The sequence below is a fragment of the Phenylobacterium sp. genome (assembly GCF_036402295.1).
Taxonomy (GTDB): Bacteria; Pseudomonadota; Alphaproteobacteria; order Caulobacterales; family Caulobacteraceae; genus Phenylobacterium.
Genome location: NZ_DASWTE010000472.1, coordinates 1 through 22,449, shown reverse-complemented (window position 1 = coordinate 22,449; position 22,449 = coordinate 1). Strand labels below are relative to the sequence as shown.

Sequence of the window (22,449 nt, the reverse complement as noted above, 5' to 3'; positions counted from 1 at the left end):
TGGGAGCGCCCCCTAAGTACCAGCACGGAGGCGGCGACCGGCCACGGTTTGATCTGTGTCAGGGAGCCGGGCGTCCCGCCGGCGCACGCTGCCTCCAAGTTATGGAGGACAGCATGGACCAAGGGGGGGTCACCTGGATCGTGACCGCGGACGCGGTGGAGGCCCGGATCTTCGCCGAGCGGGTTCGGGCAGGTACGCTGCAAGAAATGCCGGAGCTGCGGATGGCCGCGAGCGACGCCGAGCGCAGGGCCGGCCGCCGCCAGGTGGCGACCGTGCACCAGCGCGCGGGCGCCGGCCGCCACGGTGCCGGCGAGCGAGCGCCGGAGCACGAGGCGGAGCGGCGGTTCATGAAGCGCGTGGCGACCCGCCTGATGGTGAGCGCGGGCCGGGGCGACTTCGACCGGCTGGTGCTGATGGGTCCGCCGCACGCCCTGGGTGCGCTGAAGAGGGCGCTGCCACCGACGGTGGCGGCGCGGGTGGACGTCACCGATCCGCACGAGCGCAAGCAGGACGACGCCGAGACCCTCCGCCGCCACCTGCGCGAAGCGCGCGCCCGGACCTGGTCATGACCCTCGACCTGGCCTTCCATGGCGCGGCCGGTTGTGTGACCGGCTTCTGCGCCCGGCTGACCACGGACAGGGCTAGCGTGCTGATCGACTGCGGCATGTTCCAGGGCCCGAAGACCCTGAAGGCGCTCAACTACGAACCGTTTCCGTTCAAGGCTTCCGAAATCGATGCGGTGCTGCTGACCCACACCCACATCGACCATTCCGGCCTGCTGCCGAAGCTGATGCGGGCGGGCTTCAAGGGCCCCATTCTGGCCACCGCCGGGACGCGCGACCTCTGTGCGGTGATGCTGCCGGACGCCGGCGACATCCAGGAGAGCGAGGTAAGGCACCTCAACCGGCGCAACGAGCAGCGCGGCCGCGACCCGGTCGAGCCGATCTACACCGCCCGCGACGCGGTGCGGACGCTGGAGCTGTTCCGGACCGTGAAGCTCGGCCGAGACATCGACGTCGCGCCCGGGATCACCGCCCGCTACTGGGAGGCCGGCCATATCCTGGGCTCGGCGTCGATCGAGGTGCGGGTCGAGACGGCCGAGAGGCCCGTCTCCCTGCTGTTCTCCGGCGACCTCGGGCCGGGCGGGCGCGACTTCCTGCCGGACCCGCAAGGCCCCGCCGGGATCGACCACCTGGTCATCGAGTCCACCTATGGCGACCGGCCGCGTCCGCCCGTCGATCCGGCCTCGCGCCGCAGGATGCTGGCCAACGAGTTGCGCGCCGCGCAGAAGGCGGGCGGCCCGCTGCTGATCCCGGCCTTCGCGGTCGAGCGGTCGCAGGAGCTGCTGGCCGACCTGCAGATCCTCACCCGGGACGGCGAGATCCCGGAGACCGACATCTTCCTCGACTCGCCGCTGGCGATCGAAGCCACCGAAGTGTTCCGCAAGCGCGGCTGGAGCCCGGTGATAGAGCGCAATCCGTTCGAGGACCTGGTGTCCGGCGGTCGTCTGCAGTTCCTGCGCGAGCCCTGGGAGAGCGACCGGCTGGAGCGGCTGCGCGGCTGGCATATCATCCTGGCGGCTAGCGGCATGTGCGACGCCGGCCGGGTGCGCAAGCATCTCAAGCGCCTGCTGTGGCGGCGCGACGCCACCGTCCTGCTCCCCGGCTTCCAGGCCGCCGGAACCCTCGGCCGCATCCTCGCCGAAGGCGCAAGCTCGGTCCGGATCCAGGGCGAGGACATCATGGTGCGGGCCCGCGTGCGCTCGCTCGACATCTATTCCGGGCACGCCGATCAGGCCGGCCTGGTGGCTTGGGCCAAGTCCCGCCAGCCCGTCGCCGGCGCCGTCTTCCTCGCACACGGAGAGCCTGACGGTCTCGAGGGTTTGCGGGACCAGCTCCTCGGAGCAGGCTTCCCTGGCGAGCGGCTGGTGATCCCGACGCTCGACGAGCGCTTCCGCCTGACCAGGGCCGGCGCGGTCGCCGAGGCCGGCGGCGCGCGCATCCTGCCCGCGGCCGCGACCCGGCCCGATTGGCACAACGCGCGCGCCCGGCTGATGCTGGACCTCAACGCCCGCCTCGAAGCCCTGCCCAGCGACGCCGCCCGCGAAGCCCTGCTCGAGAACCTGGCGAATACCATCGCCGCCGGTCGCGCGGTTGACCTCGCTCAAGGCGCGCTGCCCGCGGCCGCGCCAGTCTGACGGCCGAGCTTCAGACCCAGGAGAAAGATCGATGACGAAGTCCCTGACCCGCAAGGTGAAACACGAGCTGGAGGACACGCTTGAGGATGTCGCCAAGACTCTGCGCCAGGCCGCCGATGACCTCGGCGACGACGCCGAGAAGGCCATCGCGCAGGCGACCCAGGCGCTTCGCCAGGCCGCCCAGGCGCTGGCCGACAAGGCCTCGCCCGAGGTGAAATATGTGGCGGAGAAGGCTGTGGCCGAGGCCAAGGCCCATCCCATCGCCACGGCCGCTGCGGCGCTGTCGGCCGCCGCCGCCCTGATCACCATCGTGAGCGTGACGCGCAGGAAGGCCGCCTAGCGGACCCCGGCCTCGTCGACGCCGCCTAATTCACGGCGGCCTGCGTGTCAGCCACTGCCCGCAGGCCGCCGAGATGCAGAGGATCGGCTCCGCCGATTTCGTTCGGTTCGCGTTGAGCGGGCCTATCCGTCCCCAGGGTAGGACGCCATGCCCGTCGATCAGCTTGAGCGGCTCGCCTTCGCGCTCGCCATCGGTTTCCTGGTGGGCGTCGAGCGCGGCTGGCGGGACCGCGACGTCGCCGAGGGCGGTCGCACCGCCGGGATCCGCACCTATGCCCTGACGGGACTCCTGGGCGGGATCGCTGGCTTGCTGAGCGCGGAGCTTGGCGGTTGGGCCTTCGCCGCGCTCGGCCTGCCGTTCGCGGGCGCCTTCATCTACTTCAAGCAGCGGGAGCAGGCGGACGAGCACGACCATTCGGTCACCGCCGTCGTCGCCGCCTTGCTGGTCTTCGCGCTCGGCGCGTACGCCGTCGTTGGCGCCTGGCAGGTCGCCGCCGGCGCCGGCGTCGTGGTCACGGCGCTCCTGGCCTTCAAGGACGTGCTCCACGGCTGGCTGCGCCGGCTCACGTGGCCGGAACTGCGCAGCGCACTCGTGCTCCTGGCCATGAGCTTCGTCGCGCTGCCGCTACTGCCCGATCGCGGCCTCGGGCCCCATGCGGCGGTCAATCCGCACGAACTTTGGCTGCTGACCATCGTCATGGCCGGGGTGTCGTTCGCCGCCTACGCCCTCGTGAGGGTGTTCGGGCCGTCGCGCGGCCTGATCGCGGCGAGCCTGGCCAGCGCCTTGGTGTCGTCGACGGCCGTCACCCTGAACCTCGCGCGGGTGGCGCGCGCCGATCCGGCGGCGGCGCGCCTCGCGGCCGGCGGCGCGCTGTTCGCCGGGGGCGTGATGGCGCTGCGGCTATTGGGCGTCGCCGCGGTGCTGGCGCCTGGGCTCCTCCAGACCCTGGCCGTTCCGCTGGGCGGGTTCGCGATCGCCTCGGCGCTCGCAGGCGCGCTGACGATCGGCCGCTCCGGCTGGCGATGGGAGATGGCGGACGGCGGCGCGATGCGGAGCCCCTTCGAATTCGCCCTGGTGCTCAAGCTCGGTCTCGTCCTGGGCGTGGTGATGGCCGCGGCGCGCTGGATGTCGGCGGCCTACGGAGCGCAGGGCCTGCTGCCGCTCTCCGCCCTGGCCGGGCTCGTCGACGTCGATGCGGTGGCCCTCGCGGTGTCGCGGATGGTGACGAACGAGGGCCTGGACCCCGCCACTGCGGTCGCGGCGATGCTGCTGGCCGCAGCCGTCGACAGCCTCTCCAAGGCGGGCATCGCCACGCTCGTGGGCGGGCGCGGGTTCGGGGTCCGCTTCGCGGCGGGGACGGCCGGGGCGGCGGCGGTCGCGGCGGTGGCGTGGTGGGTGTTCCAGGCCGCCTGACAACAGCCGTCGAATTGTCCCGCACCAAGGTCATCGCCCGACCCGCGTCGTCGGCTTTCGGCGTCAGCCCTGGAGGAGCGGGCGATGAGCCGGCGCAGGTTGCTGATCGGCGGTCGCGTCGGGCGCTCGTGGACAGGCGATTTGATCTCGCGCAAGGTCGGCGACCGGGCGCGGTTCCAGGTTGCACAGGATTCGCCTCGCAGACGCGTGACACTCAGGAGATCGACGATGCGCTCGATGTTCCTTGCACCCGTGATCGGCCTCTCTGTCCTGCTCGCGCTCCCGGCGGCTGCCGGCGCCGCGATCCACCTCCAGATGAATTTCACCGGCGTCGTCACGACGGGCTCGGTCGGGCAGGTGCTGATCTACGACGATATCTCGTCCCACACCCGGTCCTTCGAGGCCGAGCCCGTCTCGATCTCGCTCTCCCTGACCAAGGACCAGCAGTACTTCTACGTCGACCACTTCTCTGTAGCCTGGTCGGACGACGCCGATCCGCTGCCCTACATCGACCACTGGGGTGGCGAAGGCGTTCCCCAGACAGGAACGAACGAGAGCTTCCTGGGCTTCTACTCAACGGTCGACCTGCACGAGACCGGCGGCTCGATCACGATCTTCCCGACGCCGAACTTCATCGCCTTCACCGACTCCAAATTCGGCCTCGCGTTGAACTTCGTCACCAGCGGCCCGCACGATCCGCTCTCGGCCTTCACCGACACGGTCACCGGCGGCGGCGACATCAATGCTTACCTCACCTACGTGTTCGACCCTGAGCTTGGCCCGTACGACGCAGACTCCACCGTCCACTTCGCCGTGACGAGCCTCGAGCAGACCCGCGGCGTTCCCGAACCGGGCGCGTGGGCGCTGATGCTGCTGGGATTCCTTGCCGTAGGCACGGCGATCAGGCGTCGCGCAGGGCATGGCGCGTTCGGCGCAGTGCGCTGACTGGGAGGCACACGACGGCAGGAAGGGCCGGGGCGACGCCGCCGAAGTTCGCGACGGGGCTGCGAGCAGGGACCTGCTCTCGGGCGTTCCTCGCGGCCGCAGGCATCGGGCGGCCAGGCGGCAGCGATCAGGCCGCCTCGTCGTCCGGAACCTGACGTCGGCTGGACATCTCTTCTCGGGCCCGGTGCGCCAGGCGCTCGTGCAGCGCCGCGGCCCTGGCGCAGCGGGCGTGCAGCTGCTCCAGCTCCCGGTCCGTGAGCCGTTCGATGCCGACGAACTCGTTCTCGGCCGCGGAGGTGAGGATCAACTCGTCAAGCTTGGTCTGCAGGGCCAGGCCGTCGCGGTTCTGGGTGTTCTGGATCAGGAACACCATGAGGAAGGTCACGATGGTGGTGCCGGTGTTGATCACCAGCTGCCAAGTCTGGGAGTAGCCGAAAAACGGGCCCGTGGCGGCCCAGGCGAGGACCACCAGCAGGCAGGCGGCGAAGGCCGGCGGACTGCCGGCGACGCGGGCCGTGCGGGTGGCAAAGGTGGAGAAGGCGCGTTCGAGGTCCATGCGCCCTGGGTAACTGGGGCAGGATCGCCGCGCTTTGATCTCGGTCATGGGCGCTGGCGCGGCCTTGCGGGGCGCAAGACCCCCGGCGGGGTGGCCATTCGAGCCGGAGGCTCCAGGGTGGGCTCGTCGGCTTGATCCGGATCAAGGCGAAGCGAGCAGGCCGGAGCAGCCTCGATCAGGATGGAACCCCAGCTCAGGACCTGCTGACCATGAACGCCCACCTTATGATTGCCGCCGCCGCGATGGCGTTCGCCACCGCCCCAGCGCTCGCCCAGGACCCTGCCGCGCACCAACCCGAAGGCGCGACCGCTTCGAAGCCCATGGACATGTCCAAGATGACGCCGGAACAGATGCACAAGCACTGCGCGATGGTGATGGGCGGCAAGATGCAGGGAGCGCCGAAGCACGACCATTCGGCCGACAAGCTGGGCCATGCGCCCGCCACGACGCCGCCCACGGACGCCGAAATGAAGGCGATGCACGACAGGTGCGCGAAGATGATGGCTGAGAAGACCGCGCCGGCCGCGCCGGCCAAGAAGTGAGCTGATCCACACGGGCGCGGTGGCTTCACGACGGCGACGGACCCGTGTGCGGCCTGTCCCTCTCGACGAGCCTTCTGAGACCTCGCGGCTCGCAGATTCTGGCGCCGGCGGAGCTGATTGGCGCCGATCGACTGATATGGCGATAGGAATGGTGGTGGGTGCAGTTCGTAGCTAAAAACTCTCCGGACTTGCGGCAAACACGGTCGCGACCGACGACCGGCCCACCTCGCGTTCCTGGCGCCCGATATCCAGCGAGCAACTCTAGCGGGTCACCCGGTGGCCTATCCGATTGGGGAAATCCCCCTGGCGTGGCCTGAGCAGCGGAGGTTGTTTGGCCTGATCGCGGAGGGTTGAGGCCCACGGGCTGCCCGCGCCCGTTTTCACAGGATGGCGAAGATCGAGTGGCGAATTCCAGTGGTGGTGCGGTGGCCGCAGCCGACCGCCAGCAGGCCATTCAGCCAAGCGTAGCGCGGATCGGCTGTCTCGAAGACTGGCGCGATGCGGATGTAGTACTCGGACGATGGGACGTCGGCGCGGTCCGGATCGCGGAACGCGGTGCTCACCGCGTCGCCGATCACGCTTCGGCCGGTGTAGGTGACGTAGATTATGGCCCCGTCGTCCGTCTTCCAGAGGACCCGCGCGTCGAACGTCCCGGCCGTCTCGCTGGGCGCGATCTCTCCGCTGGTCGACCAGTTGCCGCCGCCGGGCACGATCTCACCCGACAGCCGTGGTCCTTCGAAGCGGCCGCCGGAGACGTAGCCCACGCGCCGCGACGTCCAGGGTGACTGGCCGAGCGGCATGATCGCGCCCTCGACCAGGAAGTCGGCGACGCACAGCGGCTCGCTCCGCAGAGCGGGGAAATCGAACGCGAGGCCCGCCATCAGCGCGCCGGACGTGCGCCGCCCAGGAAGTCGGCGGCGTTGAAGCCCTCGGGCGCGGCCACCTCGACGATGGGCTCGTCGCGGTTGTCGTACTCCATCCGCAGCGCCCGGGTGATCACTGCATGCATCGCATAGAGCGTGGTAATGTAGGTGAATTCGAAGATCTGCTCGTCTGACCAGAAGGTCTTCAGCTTGTCGAACACCTCGAGCGGCGTGCGCCCGTCGCCTGCGGTCAGGCAATCGGCGTAGGCCAGGACGGCGCGCTCCTGGTCGTTGAACACGTCCGCGACGGTCCAGTGGGCGATGGCGTTGATCTTCTCGTCCGAGACGCCCAGGCCGCGCAGTGACTTGCAGTGTTGCGAGAAGACGAACTGGCTGCCCTTCACCCATCCGGCGCGGGTCTGGCCCAGTTCGCGCAGCACCGGGTCGATCTTGCGGTCGGGATGGCGGTAGACCGCGAAGCCGTCGACCGCGTGCTTGAAGATGTCGGGCGCCAGCGCGAACACGGTCCACCAGTCGCCGGGCGTGCCGGTGGCGGTGCCGGGCTGGGCGACCGGATCGCGGCCGGGCCCGAACAGACGGTCGTAGTAGGCGTTGACGACGTCGGAGGTGACCTGGTCGCGCGGGACCTGGCGCAGGACGGGCATGGGCGGTTTCCTCAGGCGAACTTGCGAAATTCGGCGACGCGGGCGCTGTCGAAGTATTCGTCCAGGCGGGTGATCTTCCCGTCCCTGACTTGGCAGATGATGCACGCCGGCAGGGCCAGGCGCACACCGTCGTGCTTGCGGGTGCCGCGCAGCACGTGCTGCTGGAGGAAGCCACCCGGGAAGACCTCGACGCGGCGGTTGTCGTAGACCCGGTCCAGGATACGCGTGACCATGCCGGCCAGCGTCTTCCTGTTGTCCTCGGGCCCCTGGATCTGCTCGTCGGTGTTGTGCCAGATCTCGGCGTCGGGGGCGTAGCAGGCGACCAGGCCGTCGATGTCGCCGGCTTCCACGCAGTCGAAGAAGCGCTTGGCGAGCGCGCGCATCGCGTCGTCGGACATCGGGGTCTCCTTAGGCTCGCGGCGCGGCGTACGGCCGGCCCTGCATGTCGTGCTGGAAGAGCATCGCCCACTGTTCCGGCGTGACCGGCATCTTGGTCTTGGCCTTCTTGAGCTGGAAATTGTCGGGCGGCAGGTAAGCGCCCTCTCGCACCGCGGGCCGTTCGCCGACCCGCTCGAACCAGGCGGCCAGCGCCGGCCAGTCCGCGATCTCGATATCGATGGCGCGGGCGGCGCGGATCCAGGACCAGCAGGCAATGTCGGCGATCGAGTACTCGTCTCCGGCGAGGTATGGCGCCTCGGCCAGCCGCGCGTCCATCACGTCCAGGAGGCGCAGCGCCTCGGTCATGTAGCGGTTGACCGCGTACTCCGGCGGATCGGGCGCGTAACGCACGAAGTGGTGGGCCTGACCATGCATCGGCCCCAGGCCCGACATCTGCCACATCAGCCACTGGTGCGCGCGGTAGCGGGCGCGCGGCTCGGCGGGCAGGAACTGGCCGGTCTTCTCGGCGAGGTAGATCAGGATCGCGCCGGTCTCGAACATCGGATAGGGCGCGCCGCCGCCGATCGGGTCGTGGTCGACGATGGCCGGCGCCCGGCCGTTCGGGCTGATGGCGCGGAATTCAGGGGTGCGGAGATCGCCGGCCAGCAGGTTGTAGGCGATGATCCGATGCTGGAGCCCGGTCTCGAGCAGCATGATGGACACCTTGTGGCCGTTCGGCGTCGGCACGAAGTGCAGGTCGATCATCAGCCGGTCACCACGTTCATGCGCCGCGCGCCGTTCGCAGCCACCAGGCCCGCGATGTCGTCACCGCCATAGGTGGGATCCGCCGACGTCCCGAAGGCGCCCAGGATCTCGGCGAACTGGGCTTGCGCCATCCCCTTCCACTCGGGATGGGTGAAGATGAAGAACTGGCCGGCCTCGATGGCCTGCGCCACGCGTTCGCCGATGGGACCGGGGTCCATGCCGCCGGCCAGCACGCCGCTCATGTTCTGCGCCGTCTGGGCCGCCTGCCCCTGCTCGCCCGCGCCGGGGCGGAGGGACGCGGTGGTGGCCACGATGTTGGTCGCCGACATGCCGGGGCAGAGGACCGAGATCCCCACATCGGTTTCCGCGAGCTCATTGCGCAGGGCCATGGCGATGCCCAGGGTGGCGAACTTCGAGGAGATGTAGGCCACCGAGATCGGCGGCGGGACGATGGCCACCATCGAGGCGGTCAGCGCCAAGTGGCACAGCGCGCCCGACGCCTTCATCCCGCCCAGGAAGGTGCGGCAAGCGTAGAGATGCGCGTGCGCGTTGACGGCATAAGCCCACCGCCAGACCTCGGGATCGTAGGTCTCGAACCTGCCAGAGCCGCCGCCGACGCCGGCGTTGGAGAAGAGGATGCGGACCTCGCCGAATCGCGCGGCCGCTTCGCCGGCGCGGGCCCAGTCGGCCTCGTCCGCCACGTTCAGCCGGATGCCCACCGCGTCCACGCCCCGGGCGCGCAGTTCGGCTGCGGCGGCTTCGACCTTGTCGGCGACGATGTCGGCCAGGATCACGCGCGCGCCGCGGGTCGCCAGCGCCCGGGCGGTGGCCAGGCCAATGCCGCCGGCGCCGCCGGTGATGAAGGCGGTCTTGTCCTTCAGGTCCTTCATGCCACGGCCTCCCGGTGGACGGCCTCGGCATCGCGCCCGACCACGCGTGAGACCCCGAAGTAGCCCGCTGCGGCGACCACGGCCACCGGCGCGAGCCAAAGCAGCGCGGTGCGCAGCGGCGCCTCGGCGCCTTGCGAGGCCAGGCCGTCGCTCAGCATGCCGATGGCCAAGGGCCCGCCGCCGAGGCCCACGAGGTTGAACGCCAGCAGCAGGAGGGCGGTGACGGTGGCCCGCGCAGCGGCCGGCGAGAGGTTCTGCACCAGGGCGAGCGCGGGGGCGACGTAGATCGTGCAGCAGACCATCGGCACGGTCATCAGCGCCAGCGAGGTCTGCCAGTCGGGCGCCATCACGGCCAGCGCCAGGGTCGGCGCGGTGAGGAGCATGGAGACACCGGGCACCCAGGCATAGGCCTTCAGGCTGCGCCGCGCCGCCCAGTTCACAAGCGCGCCGCCGCCCGCGATGCCGACGCCGAAGCAGAGGCCGGCGGCCGGCCCGAACCAGCGGGCGATTTCGGCCAGCGGCATGCCCTGCACGCGCATCAGGAACGCCGGGATCCAATTCAGCATGCCGTAGCTGACGAAAGCCGAGAGGCCACTTGCGAACAGCAGCCAGCGCAGGGTGGGGCGTGACAGGAAGAGCCGCACCGTAGGCCCCAGGCGGGCGGGCTCGGCGTGGCGGGCCGGGCCGTCGTCCAGTCCGCCGCGGGCCGGCTCGCGCACCAACAGCACCAGCAGCAACGCCGCCACGACGCCGATCGCGGCCACTAGCACGAAGGCGCCGCGCCAGCCGAACTGGCCCGCGGCCCACCCGCCCAGGCTGGCGCCGATGAACACGCCCAGCGGCCCGTTGGCGGTGAAGAGACCGATGACGGCCGGCCGATGCCGGGCCGGGTAGTAGTCCGCCAGGATGGCCAGCGAAGGCGCGGTGCCGCCGGCCTCGCCCACGCCCACGCCGAAGCGCGCCAAAGCGAGCTGGACGAACGACTGGGCGAACGCGCAGGCGCCGGTGAAGATGCTCCACATCAGGCAGGCAGCGGCCACCAGCCGGACCCGGTGATAGCGGTCCGCCAGCACCGCGGCCGGCACGCCCATGATCGCGTAGAACAGCGCGAAGCTGAGGCCGGTCAGCAGGCCCAGCTGGGTGTCGCTCAAGCCCAGCTCCTGGCGGATCGGCTCGGCCAGGACGGACAGGATCTGCCGGTCGACGAAGTTCATCGTGCCGACCGCCGTGAGCAGCAGGAGCGCTACCGTGCGGCCGGGCCGGGCGACGACCTGCGGCGAGTTCATGACGGCGGCGGCCTGGTCCATCTCACTCCCTCGATGGCGTCGTTCCGCGCCTTGCGTCCAACCGTATTCCGGGGTCCCGATGCGTCAAGCAAGTTTACGGTTAGCTTGCGAAGTATTCCGCGCGGTGCGTAGGCTCCGAGAAAAGGGAGCGTGCGATGGTGGGTCGGCTGGCGGGCAAGGTCGCGATCATCACCGGGACCGGCAGCGGCATGGGGCGCGCGGCGGCCCTGCTCTTCGCCAGCGAAGGCGCGGCCATCGTGGGCTGCGACGTCAATCCGGCGGCCGGCGCCGTGGCCGACGAAGTGCGAGCAGCCGGAGGGAGGATGGCCTCGCTGCAGCCGGTGGACCTGTCGCTGCAGGCGGGCGCCGAACAGCTGGTGGCGTTCGCCCTTGAGCAGTTCGGCGGGTTCGACATCGTCTACAACAACGCAGCCATGGCCTACTTCGCGTTCGTCCCGGACATGGACTTCGAGACCTTCGACCGCACGCAGCGCGAGGAGGTCGATATCATCTTCCACCTCTGCCGCGCGGCCTGGCCGCACCTGATCGCGCGCGGCGGCGGCTCGATCATCAACACCGCCTCGACGGCGGCGAAGCGCGCCTCGACTGGCCAGGGGATGTTGGCCCACTCGGCGGCCAAGGCCGCGGTCATCGCCATGACCCGCCAGTACGCGGCCGAGGGCGCGGCGCACGGCATCCGCGCCAACACCATCTCACCCGGCATGATCCGCTCGGCCCAGACCGAGCCGCTAATGAGACAGCCGGGCTGGACCGAGCGCGCCGTGTCGCGCCAGTTGATCAAGCGCATCGGCGAGCCGGAGGACGTGGCGAAGGTGGCCCTGTTCCTGGCCTCGGACGACAGCGGCTACGTCACCGGCGCCGACATCGCGGTGGACGGCGGCGGCACGGCCGCCTGAGGCCGCTCACGCTTCGCTGGATTTCAGCATGTTCTCGCCGAAGAGGTTCGACCACTCCTCGGGGGTCAGCACGGGCCGCTGGCTGCCGAGGTTGGGCGCGTTCTTCACCTCGGTGCCCCGCTGCACCGCTGGGCGGTCGCCGACGGCGGCGAACCAGCGGCTGATGTTGGCGTAAGGCTCCAGGCTTAGCGCGATGGCGCGCGTGGCGCGGACCCAAGGCCAGGCGGCCATGTCGGCCACGGAGTATTCCTCGGCGAGGTGCTCGGCCTGGCCGAGCCGGCGCTCCAGCACGGCGAGCAGGCGCCTGGCCTCGTTGGTGTAGCGCGCCACGCCGTAGTCCTGGCCTTCGGGCGCGTAGCGGATGAAGTGGTGCGCCTGGCCGTGCATGGGCCCGAGGCCGGCCATCTGCCACATCAGCCACTGGTGGGCGAGCGAGCGGCGGCGCGGATCGGCGGGCATGAACGCCCCGCCGGCCTTCTCGGAGAGGTAGAGCAGGATCGCGCCCGACTCCATGACGGCGAAGGGCGGTCCGCCGCCGATCGGCTCATCGTCGACGATGGCGGGCAGGCGACCGTTCGGGTTGACCCTCCGGTAATCGGGCGCGAGGTGGTCGCCCTTCAGCATGTCGTACGGGATCAGCCGGTAGGGCAGGCCCAGCTCCTCCAGCATGATCGTCACCTTGTGGCCGTTGGGCGTGGGCACGAAGTGGACGTCGATCATGGGGTTCCCTGGCGGACGCGGACAGAGTGGCGGCGGGCGTCTGGGGAAAGACGCCCGCCGCTGCTCTCCAGGCTAGAACTTCAGCCCGGCTTCGACAGCGATGGAGCGAAGCTCCTCGAGGTAGAGGATCGCTCGCGGCGAGGCGGTGATCGGGAAGGGCAGGTTGAACGCGCTGCCGGTCGTCTTCTCGTTGGTCAGGTTCTTGCCGACGACCGCCACGTGCCAGCGCTCGTCGACCGGTCCGTACTGAATCCGCGCGTCCAGCTTGGTGTAGGCTTTCTGAAGGCCGAAGAGCGGGCTCTGGTTGTCGGAGTCGAAGTACTTGGAGCGGCCGTACACGACGACGTTGGTGTCGAGCGCCATTTCGTTCGGCAGTTCGAACCGGTAGTGGCCGGTCAGGTTGTAGCTGAACTTCGACGTGTACGGCAGCGGCGCGCCGGCGATGTTGTTCGCCGCCTGGCTGGCCGGTGACGTCGGATTGCACTCGGTGATCGGCTGGGAAGCCAGGCACGCCGCGCCCGGGTAGTCGTCGTACTCGGCGTCCTGGTAGGCGGCGGCCAGGGTGAAGTCGAGGCCGCGCGCCGGGTACCAGGCGGCTGAGCCCTCGATGCCCGTTGAACTGGCGCTGGCGGCGTTGCCGGTCTGGTAGATCGAGAGCGCCGGGTTGTAGACCGACACCTGCAGGTCCTTGAACTTGGTCTTGTAGGCCGACGCGTTCAGCACCAGCCGCCCATCGGCGAGCGTCGACTTCACCCCCACCTCGTAGTTCTGGGACTTCTCGGGCCGGAACCGGAACGTTGCGTTGGTCGTGCCGTAGGTGTTGGAGACGAAGCCGCCCGACTTCGAGCCCCGACCATAGGTCGCGTAGACCATGATCTGCGGGTCGATGTCGTACTGCAGCGTGATCGAGGGATCCCAGTTGTCCTCGTTGTTGATCTCGCCGTTGGCCACCGTGTTCACCGGACGCAGGGCGAAGGGGCCATAGCGCAGGCGGCCGAAGAAGTGCGCACGCTTGTCGGTCGAGGTGTAGCGCAGGCTGCCGACGGCGCGGAATTGGTCGGTGAAGTGGTAGGTGCCCTGGCCGAACACCGAGAACGACTCCGCCCGCTGGCGGAATTCGGTGTTGAGCAGGCCGAAATAGACCAGCACGCCCGGCAGGTTGATGTCGAAGCCGCCGAGCTGGGTCAGGCGATACAGGGACGTGTCGTAATAGGCGCCGACGATGTACTCGAGCTTCTGCCCCGTGGGCGACAGCAGCCGCACCTCCTGCGACCACTGCCGGAAGTGCTCGGGATAGCTGTTGTAGACGCTGTTGCGGGTGGTCCCGCCGGTCGGCAGCGCCTGGTCGAAGTTGTTGACGATGTTCGACTTGAAGAACGAGTAGCCCGTGATCGACGTCAGCGTGAACTCGCCCAACTGAACGTTGCCGGTGCCCGAGATCAGCCAGGAGAAGGCCTTCGTGCCCTCGGGCCCGATCGGGTTCTGGGTCGAGAAGCGGAAGTCGTGCGGCTGCTGGCCGGTGGACAGCGGGCTCGACACGTTCATGCCGCCCTTGGTCTCGCGGTTCGCGTATTCGGTCTTCAGCGTGTAGTCGAACGTCTCGCTGGGCGTCCAACGCAGGGTCAGGCGGGCCAGCGCCATCTCGTTGGCCGGCTCGTCGTTCCCGTTCGCCCGGTTCTTGATGTAGCCGTCCTGGTCGACCAGCCGCACGGCGAGGCGCGCGCCGAGCGTATCGGTGATCGGGCCGGACACGTAGCCGGTCACTTCGGGGCCTTCGAGCTCGAAGTTGTAGGCCGCGGTCACACCGCCTTCGAAGCTGGACGTGGGGCCGGCCGAGACGATGCTGATGGCGCCGGCGGCGGTGTTCTTGCCAAACAGTGCGCCTTGCGGGCCGCGCAGCACCTCGACCCGCTCGAGATCGAAGAACGGTGACTGCGCCTGGCGGTTCTTGCCTGCGTAGACGCCGTCCATGTAGAGGCTGACGGCCTGGTCGAACGAGAAATTGGCCGGCGGCGAGCCGAAGCCGCGGATGTAGATGACGTCGTTGCCGGCGGTGGATTCGACCGAGACGTTCGGGGCGAACTTCACCGCCTGCTTGAAGTCGTTGGCGCCGAAGTCGGCGATCTTCTCGCCCGAGACGACCTCCATCGAGATCGGCACGTCCTGCAGCTTCTGTTCGCGCTTCAGGGCGGTAACGATCACCTCGCCGACGGTGTTTCCCGCATCGGCTTGGGCGTCGGCGGCGAAGGCAGGCCCCGCGCCGAGGCTTACCAGCATCGTGGTTGCAAACAGAATCCGGGCGATCATCGCCGTCTCCCCCTCTTCTTCCGTATCGGCGTTCTGTTGATCGAACGTTGTTGGCGGAACCTGCGCCCGTGGCCGTCTTATGTCAATTTACTTGACGGTTTGGCGACGCTTTCCCGGTGCGGCTGAATTCGCCTCAGACGCACGCGCCAATCGCAGCGCCGGGCGGGACCGGATTATGATTAGATTGCTAAGCGTTTCTGTCAACCGACGTCGTATGGCCGACCGAACCCTTTTCGCCGAGTGACTATTTCGCGGCTTCGAGCGCGGGTTGGAGGACCACGGGCCGCGACTTCCGGCCCTTGTCGTCCACGGCCTCGTGGGCGACGTCCTTCTCAGTGAAGCCCTTGTGGGTCCAGGCAGCGAACTCGAGCATCACGCCATCCGGATCCCAGAAGTAGACCGAGCGCACGAAGACGTCGTCGGTGACCTCGGCGCTGACCTGGCTGGGCGAATTGTCGTGGTTCAGCACCGGGCCGAGCTTGATGCCCTTGGCGCGCAGCTTGTCGACATACTCGTCGAACTTGTCGGGAGAGATGTTGAAGGCGAGGTGGTTCATCGAACCGTGGGCCGAGGCGATGTCGCCACCCCCAGGAAGCTGTGAAGGCGCGGCGATGCCGGGCGCCGCCGCCGGCGAGTTCGGGAACCAGAAGAAGGCCAGCGAGTCGCCGTTGCCGATGTCGAAGAAGAAGTGCTGGCCGTGGCCACCAGGCAGGTCGATGGTCTTGATCAGCGGCATGCCCAGCACGTCCCGATAGAACTCGACCGTCTTGGCCATGTCCTTGCACACGAGCGCGATGTGATTGACGCCGCGGATATCGAATTCGGTGTTTTTCGGCGCAGCCATGACGTTTCCTCGCATTCCTGGCCGGGCCCGCGGGCCCGATCGTTGTTCGCCCACATTAGACGCCCGGCGCCACATTCCGTCAATTTGATTGACGCTTACGTGCGACGCTGGACGGAATTTGATTAGAATTCTAACTATCCAATCGTGACAGACGCAGAAGACATCGTCGAGACGCTGAAGGCGAGCGGATTCCTGGCTCGTGACGCCGCTCCGGACCTGCACAGCCTGACCGGCGGCGTCTCGAGCGACGTGTTCCGGCTTGACACCGCCGAGGGGCCGGTCTGCGTGAAGCGGGCGTTGGCCAAGCTCCGCGTCGCCGCCGACTGGCGCGCGCCGGTCGAGCGGTCGCACTACGAGGTCGAGTGGCTGAAGACCGCTCGCGCCTTCGCCGGCGAAGCCGTTCCGCAGGTCCTGTTCGAGGACGCCGCCGCCAGCCTGTTCGTGATGAGCTTCTTCGACCCGGCCACCCACAGCGTCTGGAAGACAGACCTGTCGGAAGGGCGGGTGGACGTCGGGTTCGCGGGGCGGGTCGGCGCGCTGCTGGCAGCCGTGCATGCCGGCGCCGCCGGCTCGCCTGAGATCGCCGCTCGTTTCCAGACGACCGCGCTCTTCGAGGACCTACGTCTGAAGCCCTTCCTGCGCCACTGCGCCGAGGCGCACCCGGACCTCTCGGAGCGGCTCGTGGCGCTGGCCGATCGGACGGCGGCCGCGCGGATCACGCTGGTTCACGGCGACGTCAGCCCGAAGAACATCCTGCACGGGCCGCTGGGGCCGGTGCTGCTGGACGCCGAGTGCGCCTGGTATGGCGACCCGGCCTTCGACCTCGCCTTCTGCTCGGCGCACCTGCTGCTCAAGACCGTGTGGAAGCCTGCCTACGCGGCGGCGTTCCTGGCATCATTCGCGGCTCTCCAGCAGTCGTACCTGGCGGGGGTGAGCTGGGAAGCCGCCGAGGCGCTGGAGGTTCGCGCCGCCGAACTGACCGCCGCCGTGCTGCTGGCGCGCGTGGACGGCAAGTCGCCCGCCGACTATCTACGGACCGACGACGATCGCGGCTTCGTGCGGGATGCGGCCCGGCGCTTCGTCGCCGCGACCCCCGCCAGCATGAACGGCCTGGCCACCGCCTGGCGAGATGCTTTGGAAGCCCGATGAAGACCACGATCACCGCCGTTCGCGCCCGCCAGGTCTGGGACAGCCGCGGGCGCCCCACCGTCGAGGCCGATGTCACCCTGGCCGGCGGCGCCACGGGACGCGCCCTGGCCCCGGCAGGCGCCTCGCGCGGGGCCCATGAAGCCCTCGACCTGCGGGACGGGGGAGCCCGCTTCGGCGGCATGGGCGTTGACCTGGCCGTAGCGGCCGTGAACGGCGAGATCGCCCGGCTGCTGGCCGGCCGCGACGTGCGCGACCAGGCCGGCCTCGACGCGGCCATGACCGAGGCCGACGGGACGCCGAACCTCGCGCGCTTCGGCGCCAATGCGACGGTCGCCGTTTCGCTGGCGACGCTGCACGCGGCGGCGGCGGCCGAGGGCGTTCCACTCTGGGCCTGGCTGGCGCAGGGCCGGAAGGTGCGCATCCCGCTGCCCGAGATCCAGATCTTCGGCGGCGGCGCCCATGCCGGCCGCCGTACCGACGTGCAGGACTTCATGATCATGACGCCGCGCGCCGCCACGGTGCGCGAGGCGTTCGAGATCACGGCCGATGTGTTCCGCGCTGCCGGACAGCTGATGGCCGACACGGGCCGCCTGGCCGGCGCCGCCGACGAGGGCGGCTGGTGGCCGCTGTTCGATTCCAACGAGCAGGCGCTGGGCGACCTGACCGTCGCGATCGAGCGGGCGGGTTTTCGGCCGGGAGAGGACGTCTTCATCTCGCTGGACGTGGCGGCGAACGAGCTGGACGACGGGCAGGGGCGCTACCGCCTGGGTCTGGACGGGGCCGAGCTGTCGACGGCCGAGATGGTTGAGCGCGTGGCGGCCTGGGTGCGGCTCTACCCGATCCTGTCGATCGAAGACCCGGTGAGTCAGGACGACCTGACGGGTTTCGCGGCCGCGACATCGGCCTACGGCGAGCGGGTGCAGCTCATCGGCGACGACATCCTGGTGACCAACGCCGAGCGGGTTCGCCGTGCGGCGGAGGCCCAGGCGGGCAACGCTGTGCTCGTGAAGGTAAACCAGGCCGGCACGGTGACCCGGGCGAAGGCCGCGCTGGACGCCGCCCGGGCGCTGAACTGGGGCGCGATCGTCTCCGCCCGGTCGGGCGAGACCGAGGACGTCTCGATCGCCCACCTCGCCACGGGGTGGGACGCGGGTCAGATCAAGGTGGGTAGCTTCGCCCGCTCCGAGCGCATGGCGAAGTGGAACGAGCTGCTCCGGATCGAGGAGGCCATGGGCGCCAACGCCGTGTTCGCAGGGCCGACCGCCTTCGCGCCTTCCGTCGCTGCAGGCCTCGCATGAAGGCGGTCCTGCATTATCGGGCCAGCACGGGCTTCCGCCTGATGCTGGCGCGGCAGGCCGCGACGGCGGGCATCGAGGCCGTCGTCGTGGACGAGACCGACGACGAGGCCTTCGCACGCGAGATCGCCGACGCCGAGGTGCTGCTCCACGTGCTGAAGCCGGTGACGGCCGCGATGATCGCCGGCGCGCCGAACCTGCGGCTGGTCCAGAAGCTGGGCGTCGGCGTGAACACCATCGACCTGGAGGCGGCGCGGGCCGCTGGAGTGGCCGTGGCCAACATGCCGGGGACCAACAGCCAGGCCGTAGCCGAGATGACCCTGGCGCTGATGTTGTCGGTGCTACGACGGCTGTCCTACCTCGATCCCCTGACCCGTCGCGGCGAGGGCTGGGCGCCCGATCTCGACCTGATCGACGGCGTGGGCGAGATCGCCGGCCGCACCGTCGGCTTCGTGGGCTACGGCTCGGCGCCTTCGCGGCTGGGGGCGGCTCTGGAGGCCCTGGGGGCGCGGATCGTCTATACCGCGCGCGGCCCGAAGCCGGGCCTGCCGGGCCGGTTCGTGACCCTCGCCGAGCTGCTGGCCGAGGCCGACATCGTCTCGCTGCACGTGCCCCTGATGGCGGAGACCGAGGGCTTGATCGGGCGCGAGGCGCTGGCGGCGATGCGGCCCGGCGCCATCCTGGTCAACACCGCACGCGGCGGGCTGGTGGACGAGGCGGCGCTGGTCGAGGCGCTGCGATCCGGGCGCCTCGGCGGCGCGGGCCTGGACGTGTTCGCGGCCGAGCCCGTGAACCCGGCCAATCCGCTTCTGACGCTGCCCAATGTGGTCGTAGCCCCGCACCAGGCCTGGCTGACGCCCGAGACCCTGGACCGCAGCCTCGCCGTGGCCTTCGACAACTGCCGCCGGTTGATTGCCGGGCAGGCCCTCGTGAACCAGGTGGTGTGATGCAGCGTCCGACGGTCGTCTTCGCCACAGGCCAGCTCCTCACGGAAGACGTCTGGGCGCCCCAGGCGGCCGCCTTCAGCCACGACTACGACGTCGTCGTCGCCGACCACGGTCGCGACGACACGATCGCCGGCATGGCGCAACGGCTGCTGGACGCGGCGCCCGAGCGGTTCCACCTGATCGCCCACGCCATGGGCGGCTTCACCGCCTTCGAGGTCATGCGCCAGCAGCCCGAGCGGGTGCTGAGCCTTGTGCTGATCGCCACGCTCGCGCCGAACGACGGTCCCGCCCAGACCGAGCGCCGCCAAGGCTACATCCGGCTGGTGGAGGCCGGTCAGTTCGATCAGGTGGTGGAGGAGCGCGTGCCGATCCTGTTGCCGCCCGACCGCCGCGATGACGCCCGGCTGCTGGACCTCGTGCGGCGCATGGCCGACGACACCGGCGCCGAGCGGTTCCTCGCCCAGCAGCGGGCGATCATGAGCCGCATCGACAGCCGCCCCTCGCTGTCGGCCATCAACGTCCCGACGTTGGTGATCCGCGGCGCCGAGGACGGCATCACCACCCGGGCCCATCAGGACGAGATCCTGGCGGGCGTCCCGCACGCGCGGTTCGTCGAGATCCCCGGCTGCGGCCACCTGCCGACGCTGGAAAGCCCTGAGATGACCAACCGTCTCCTGAGGGACTGGCTGGCCGAGCAGCCCACCTAGCCCTGCAGTTCGCGGCGGACGATGGCGGCGCCGTCCGCCATCGCCTTCAGCTTGCCGAAGGCCACCTCGCGGCTCTGGTATTTCATGCCGCAGTCCGGCGCGATGATCAGACGCTCGGCGTCGATGTAGGGTAGGGCCTCGCGGATGCGGGCCGCCACGGTCTCGGCGGTCTCGACGTTCGGATCGTTGAGGTCGATGACCCCGTACATGATGTGCTTGCTCGGCAGCTCGCGCAGGATGGACGGGTCCAGCTTCGGCTGGGCCGCCTCGATGGAGATAATGTCGACGTCCGAGGCTTCCAGCTCCTCGAGGAAGGCGTAGCCGCCGGGCTTCGCGGCGCCGCGGTGGACATGGGCGTAACCGAAGCAGATGTGCAGGGCGGTGATCCCGCCCACGCCCTTCACCGCGCGGTTGATCGCCTCGATGGCGAAGCTCCGGGCCTCGTCCGCCTTGGCCTGAAGGTAGGGCTCGTCCAACTGGACGATGTCGACCCCCGCCGCGAACAGGTCGCGCGCTTCGGCGTTGACGGCGTCCGCGTAGTCGAGCGCCAGCGCGCGGGCGTCGGGGTAGTAATCGTTCTGCGCCTGCTGGGTCATGGTGAAGGGACCCGGGATGGTGATCTTCACCGGCCTGCCGGCGCGCTGCTTCAGGAACGCCGCGTCCTGCGACTCGATCGGTCCCGCGCGACGGATCTTGCCCGCGACGCGGGGCACCGGGTTCATGGCGCCGGTGCGGTCCATCGCCATGCCGGGCGGGTCGGTCTCGATCCCCGCCAGCGCCGTGGCGAGCCGGTTGGAATAGCTCTCGCGGCGCATCTCGCCGTCGCCCACGATGTCGATGCCGGCCAGCCTCTGGTCGCTGATCGCCACCAGCGTCGCCGCCTCCTGGGCGTCGGCCAGCTCCTGCTGGTCCTTGATGCGCCACAGCTCCTGCGCGCGGACGCGCGGCGGCAAGCGCGACTTCAGCCCCTCGCGGTCGATCAGCCAGTCGGGCTGCGGGTAGCTGCCGACGATGGTCGTGGGGAGGAGCGGCAGACCCGGGAGCAGCATTCGCGCTTTCCAATTGATTAGTATTCTATCTATTTCGTAGGAAGGCGTCCAAGGACTGTCAACGGACGCGATTGCGGCGTGACGGTCGCAATGGAATGGTCCGGGCATGACCGACATCCAGTTCTACGCCGACCCGGGCAACAGCATCGGCTATCTGACGCGCATTGCGTTCCGCTCGTTCTCGCGGGCGCTGGAGGTGCGGACGGCGCCTCACGGGGTCTCCAGCGGGCAATGGCGGTTCCTGCGGGTCCTGTGGCGCGAGGACGGCCTGACCCAGCGCGAGCTGAGCCGCCGCGTCGGCATGCGCGAGCCCACGACCGTAATCGCGCTGAAGAGCCTGGAGCGCAGCGGCTTTGTCGCGCGCCGCCAGAGCACCGAGGATCGCCGCAAGGTGCACGTCTACCTGACGCCCGAGGCCAAAGCGCTGCAGACCGTCCTCCTGCCCGCGGTGGCCGAGGTGAACCGCGTGGCGCTGGCCGGGCTCACCGAGGACGAGGTGAAGGTGCTGCGCAAGGCGCTGATCCAGGTGGGCCGCAACCTGGCCGCCGACGTAGGCGAGGACACGCCGACCGACTCCGCCGTGTGAGCCGGCTGAAGACCTAGGGGACCCCCAGATGACCGTGAAGCTCCTCGCCATGGCCGGCAGCACGCGCACCGGTTCGCTGAACCAGGCGCTGGTCGACCTCGCCGTCGCCGATGCGCGGACGAAGGGCGCCGAAGTGACGGCGATCCGGCTGAAGGACTTCGACCTGCCGCTCTACGACGGCGACCTCGAGGCGCAGGCGTTCCCGCCCGCGGCGCGCGAGCTGAAGCGGCTGTTCGTGGGCCACCACGGCTTCCTGATGGCGACACCCGAGCATAACGGCTCGACCAGCGCCGTCTTGAAGAACGCCATCGACTGGGTTTCGCGGCCGACAGAGCCGGGCGAGACCATGGTCACGCTGGCCGCCTTCCGCGGGAAGGTGGCTGGCCTGATGGCCGCCTCGATCAGCCCGTTCGGCGGCATCCGCGGCATCACCCACCTGCGCCAGATCCTGGGCACCATCCAGACGGTGGTGGCCACGGAGCAGCTGCTGATCCCCTTCGCCCAGAACGCCTTCGACGAAGCGGGCGCGCTGAAGGAGGCACTGCCGGCCCAGATCCTGGGCATGACGGTCTCGCGGGTGATCGACCTGGCGACCCGGCTGGAGCCGCCTACCGCCTGACCGCCGCGTCGAACGGTAGGGCGTAGCCCGTGAGCCGCGTGCGCAGCAGCTTCTTGTCGATCTTGCCGGTGGGGCCCAGCGGGATTTCGTCGACGAACAGGACATCGTCCGGCATCCACCAGCGGGCGATCTTGCCCTCCAGGAACTCCAGAAACTCCTGCTTCTCCGCGGTCTGGCCGGGTTCCAGCTGGACCAGCAGGATCGGCCGCTCGTCCCACTTCGGATGGACGACGCCGAGAACTGCGCAAAGGGCGGCCTTGGGGTGGCCGACGGCGATGTTCTCCACGTCGATCGAGCTGATCCACTCGCCGCCGGACTTGATGACGTCCTTCGCCCGGTCGGTGATCTGCATGTCGCCGTTCGCGTCGATGGTGGCGACGTCGCCGGTGTCGAAGAAGCCCTCGTCATCCAAGGCGCTGCCGTGGTCGCCGCCGAGGTAGGCGCTGGCGACCGTGGGGCCCTTGATCAT

General features: G+C 69.6%; 25 protein-coding genes. 13 read left to right on the top strand and 12 right to left on the bottom strand.

Features of this window, described 5'->3' with window-relative positions:
- Positions 1-113: 113 nt before the first annotated feature.
- From VGD44_RS26390 to VGD44_RS26370, 5 genes are all read left to right on the top strand, one after another.
- Positions 114-569, top strand: coding sequence for a host attachment protein (locus tag VGD44_RS26390; RefSeq protein WP_331091778.1), 456 nt, complete (start codon positions 114-116; stop codon positions 567-569).
- A complete protein-coding gene (locus VGD44_RS26385; protein WP_331091777.1) occupies positions 566-2,197 on the top strand; it encodes an MBL fold metallo-hydrolase in 1,632 nt (543 codons plus the stop codon). The genes VGD44_RS26390 and VGD44_RS26385 overlap by 4 nt, the downstream gene beginning before the upstream one ends.
- 31 nt (positions 2,198-2,228) lie before the next feature.
- Positions 2,229-2,537: a hypothetical protein gene (locus VGD44_RS26380; protein WP_331091775.1), complete on the top strand. Its 309-nt coding sequence runs from the start codon at positions 2,229-2,231 to the stop codon at positions 2,535-2,537.
- A gap of 147 nt (positions 2,538-2,684) precedes the next feature.
- The gene (locus VGD44_RS26375) at positions 2,685-3,950 is read left to right on the top strand and encodes an MgtC/SapB family protein (RefSeq protein ID WP_331091773.1); all 1,266 of its coding nucleotides are present in this window, start codon (positions 2,685-2,687) and stop codon (positions 3,948-3,950) included.
- Between the two features lie 228 nt (positions 3,951-4,178).
- The gene (locus VGD44_RS26370) at positions 4,179-4,895 is read left to right on the top strand and encodes a PEPxxWA-CTERM sorting domain-containing protein (protein WP_331091771.1); all 717 of its coding nucleotides are present in this window, start codon (positions 4,179-4,181) and stop codon (positions 4,893-4,895) included.
- A gap of 127 nt (positions 4,896-5,022) precedes the next feature.
- Here the strand turns inward: VGD44_RS26370 and VGD44_RS26365 are convergent, their stop codons facing one another.
- Positions 5,023-5,451 (bottom strand): low affinity iron permease family protein, encoded by a 429-nt coding sequence (locus VGD44_RS26365; RefSeq protein ID WP_331091769.1) that lies wholly within the window; start codon positions 5,449-5,451, stop codon positions 5,023-5,025.
- Positions 5,452-5,660: 209 nt separating this feature from the next.
- Here VGD44_RS26365 and VGD44_RS26360 point away from each other — a divergent pair, with 209 nt between their 5' ends.
- Positions 5,661-5,993 carry a hypothetical protein gene (locus tag VGD44_RS26360; protein WP_331091767.1) on the top strand — a complete coding sequence of 111 codons (333 nt, stop codon included), beginning with the start codon at positions 5,661-5,663 and terminating at the stop codon, positions 5,991-5,993.
- A 380-nt stretch (positions 5,994-6,373) separates the two neighbouring features.
- Here the strand turns inward: VGD44_RS26360 and VGD44_RS26355 are convergent, their stop codons facing one another.
- Genes VGD44_RS26355 through VGD44_RS26330 form a run of 6 tightly spaced genes read right to left on the bottom strand, consistent with a single transcriptional unit; the run spans position 6,374 to position 10,861 of the window.
- The gene (locus VGD44_RS26355) at positions 6,374-6,874 is read right to left on the bottom strand and encodes a DUF3237 domain-containing protein (RefSeq protein ID WP_331091765.1); all 501 of its coding nucleotides are present in this window, start codon (positions 6,872-6,874) and stop codon (positions 6,374-6,376) included.
- Positions 6,874-7,521, bottom strand: coding sequence for a carboxymuconolactone decarboxylase family protein (locus VGD44_RS26350; protein ID WP_331091763.1), 648 nt, complete (start codon positions 7,519-7,521; stop codon positions 6,874-6,876). The genes VGD44_RS26355 and VGD44_RS26350 overlap by 1 nt, the downstream gene beginning before the upstream one ends.
- Before the next feature lie 11 nt (positions 7,522-7,532).
- Positions 7,533-7,919 (bottom strand): nuclear transport factor 2 family protein, encoded by a 387-nt coding sequence (locus VGD44_RS26345; protein WP_331091761.1) that lies wholly within the window; start codon positions 7,917-7,919, stop codon positions 7,533-7,535.
- A 10-nt stretch (positions 7,920-7,929) separates the two neighbouring features.
- Positions 7,930-8,664 carry a glutathione binding-like protein gene (locus VGD44_RS26340; RefSeq protein WP_331091759.1) on the bottom strand — a complete coding sequence of 245 codons (735 nt, stop codon included), beginning with the start codon at positions 8,662-8,664 and terminating at the stop codon, positions 7,930-7,932.
- A complete protein-coding gene (locus VGD44_RS26335) occupies positions 8,664-9,554 on the bottom strand; it encodes an SDR family NAD(P)-dependent oxidoreductase (protein ID WP_331091757.1) in 891 nt (296 codons plus the stop codon). Before VGD44_RS26335 ends, VGD44_RS26340 begins: the two co-directional genes overlap by 1 nt.
- Positions 9,551-10,861, bottom strand: a complete 1,311-nt coding sequence (locus tag VGD44_RS26330) for an MFS transporter (RefSeq protein WP_331091754.1) — start codon at positions 10,859-10,861, stop codon at positions 9,551-9,553. Before VGD44_RS26330 ends, VGD44_RS26335 begins: the two co-directional genes overlap by 4 nt.
- 134 nt (positions 10,862-10,995) lie before the next feature.
- Between VGD44_RS26330 and VGD44_RS26325 the strand changes: the two genes are divergently transcribed.
- Positions 10,996-11,757: an SDR family NAD(P)-dependent oxidoreductase gene (locus tag VGD44_RS26325; protein ID WP_331091752.1), complete on the top strand. Its 762-nt coding sequence runs from the start codon at positions 10,996-10,998 to the stop codon at positions 11,755-11,757.
- A 6-nt stretch (positions 11,758-11,763) separates the two neighbouring features.
- Here the strand turns inward: VGD44_RS26325 and VGD44_RS26320 are convergent, their stop codons facing one another.
- The 3 genes from VGD44_RS26320 to VGD44_RS26310 all read right to left on the bottom strand — a co-directional run bounded on the left by VGD44_RS26320 (position 11,764) and on the right by VGD44_RS26310 (position 15,628).
- Positions 11,764-12,477 (bottom strand): glutathione S-transferase family protein, encoded by a 714-nt coding sequence (locus VGD44_RS26320; RefSeq protein ID WP_331091750.1) that lies wholly within the window; start codon positions 12,475-12,477, stop codon positions 11,764-11,766.
- Positions 12,478-12,549: 72 nt separating this feature from the next.
- Positions 12,550-14,784, bottom strand: a complete 2,235-nt coding sequence (locus VGD44_RS26315; RefSeq protein ID WP_331091748.1) for a TonB-dependent receptor — start codon at positions 14,782-14,784, stop codon at positions 12,550-12,552.
- Between the two features lie 244 nt (positions 14,785-15,028).
- Positions 15,029-15,628: a VOC family protein gene (locus VGD44_RS26310; RefSeq protein ID WP_331091746.1), complete on the bottom strand. Its 600-nt coding sequence runs from the start codon at positions 15,626-15,628 to the stop codon at positions 15,029-15,031.
- 144 nt (positions 15,629-15,772) lie between these two features.
- On the opposite strand from VGD44_RS26310, the gene VGD44_RS26305 reads away from it, so the two are divergent.
- From VGD44_RS26305 to VGD44_RS26290, 4 genes are read left to right on the top strand one after another with little or no spacing between them, the layout of a single operon-like run.
- The gene (locus VGD44_RS26305; RefSeq protein ID WP_331091744.1) at positions 15,773-16,777 is read left to right on the top strand and encodes an aminoglycoside phosphotransferase family protein; all 1,005 of its coding nucleotides are present in this window, start codon (positions 15,773-15,775) and stop codon (positions 16,775-16,777) included.
- Positions 16,774-18,075 carry a phosphopyruvate hydratase gene (gene eno, locus VGD44_RS26300; protein ID WP_331091742.1) on the top strand — a complete coding sequence of 434 codons (1,302 nt, stop codon included), beginning with the start codon at positions 16,774-16,776 and terminating at the stop codon, positions 18,073-18,075. Before VGD44_RS26305 ends, eno begins: the two co-directional genes overlap by 4 nt.
- Complete coding sequence (locus VGD44_RS26295; protein ID WP_331091740.1) at positions 18,072-19,019, top strand: 2-hydroxyacid dehydrogenase; 948 nt, start codon at positions 18,072-18,074, stop codon at positions 19,017-19,019. The genes eno and VGD44_RS26295 overlap by 4 nt, the downstream gene beginning before the upstream one ends.
- Positions 19,019-19,726: an alpha/beta fold hydrolase gene (locus tag VGD44_RS26290; protein ID WP_331091738.1), complete on the top strand. Its 708-nt coding sequence runs from the start codon at positions 19,019-19,021 to the stop codon at positions 19,724-19,726. Before VGD44_RS26295 ends, VGD44_RS26290 begins: the two co-directional genes overlap by 1 nt.
- On the opposite strand, the gene VGD44_RS26285 is transcribed toward VGD44_RS26290, so the two are convergent.
- Complete coding sequence (locus VGD44_RS26285) at positions 19,723-20,775, bottom strand: hypothetical protein (protein WP_331091736.1); 1,053 nt, start codon at positions 20,773-20,775, stop codon at positions 19,723-19,725. The two genes, VGD44_RS26290 and VGD44_RS26285, sit on opposite strands and share 4 nt — an antisense overlap.
- Before the next feature lie 106 nt (positions 20,776-20,881).
- Here VGD44_RS26285 and VGD44_RS26280 point away from each other — a divergent pair, with 106 nt between their 5' ends.
- The gene (locus VGD44_RS26280; protein ID WP_331091734.1) at positions 20,882-21,361 is read left to right on the top strand and encodes a MarR family transcriptional regulator; all 480 of its coding nucleotides are present in this window, start codon (positions 20,882-20,884) and stop codon (positions 21,359-21,361) included.
- Between the two features lie 28 nt (positions 21,362-21,389).
- A complete protein-coding gene (locus VGD44_RS26275; protein ID WP_331091732.1) occupies positions 21,390-21,980 on the top strand; it encodes an NAD(P)H-dependent oxidoreductase in 591 nt (196 codons plus the stop codon).
- Here VGD44_RS26275 and VGD44_RS26270 read toward each other — a convergent pair.
- Positions 21,970-22,449 (bottom strand): AMP-binding enzyme (locus tag VGD44_RS26270; RefSeq protein WP_414694733.1); only part of this gene is annotated, 480 nt, incomplete at its 5' end. The two genes, VGD44_RS26275 and VGD44_RS26270, sit on opposite strands and share 11 nt — an antisense overlap.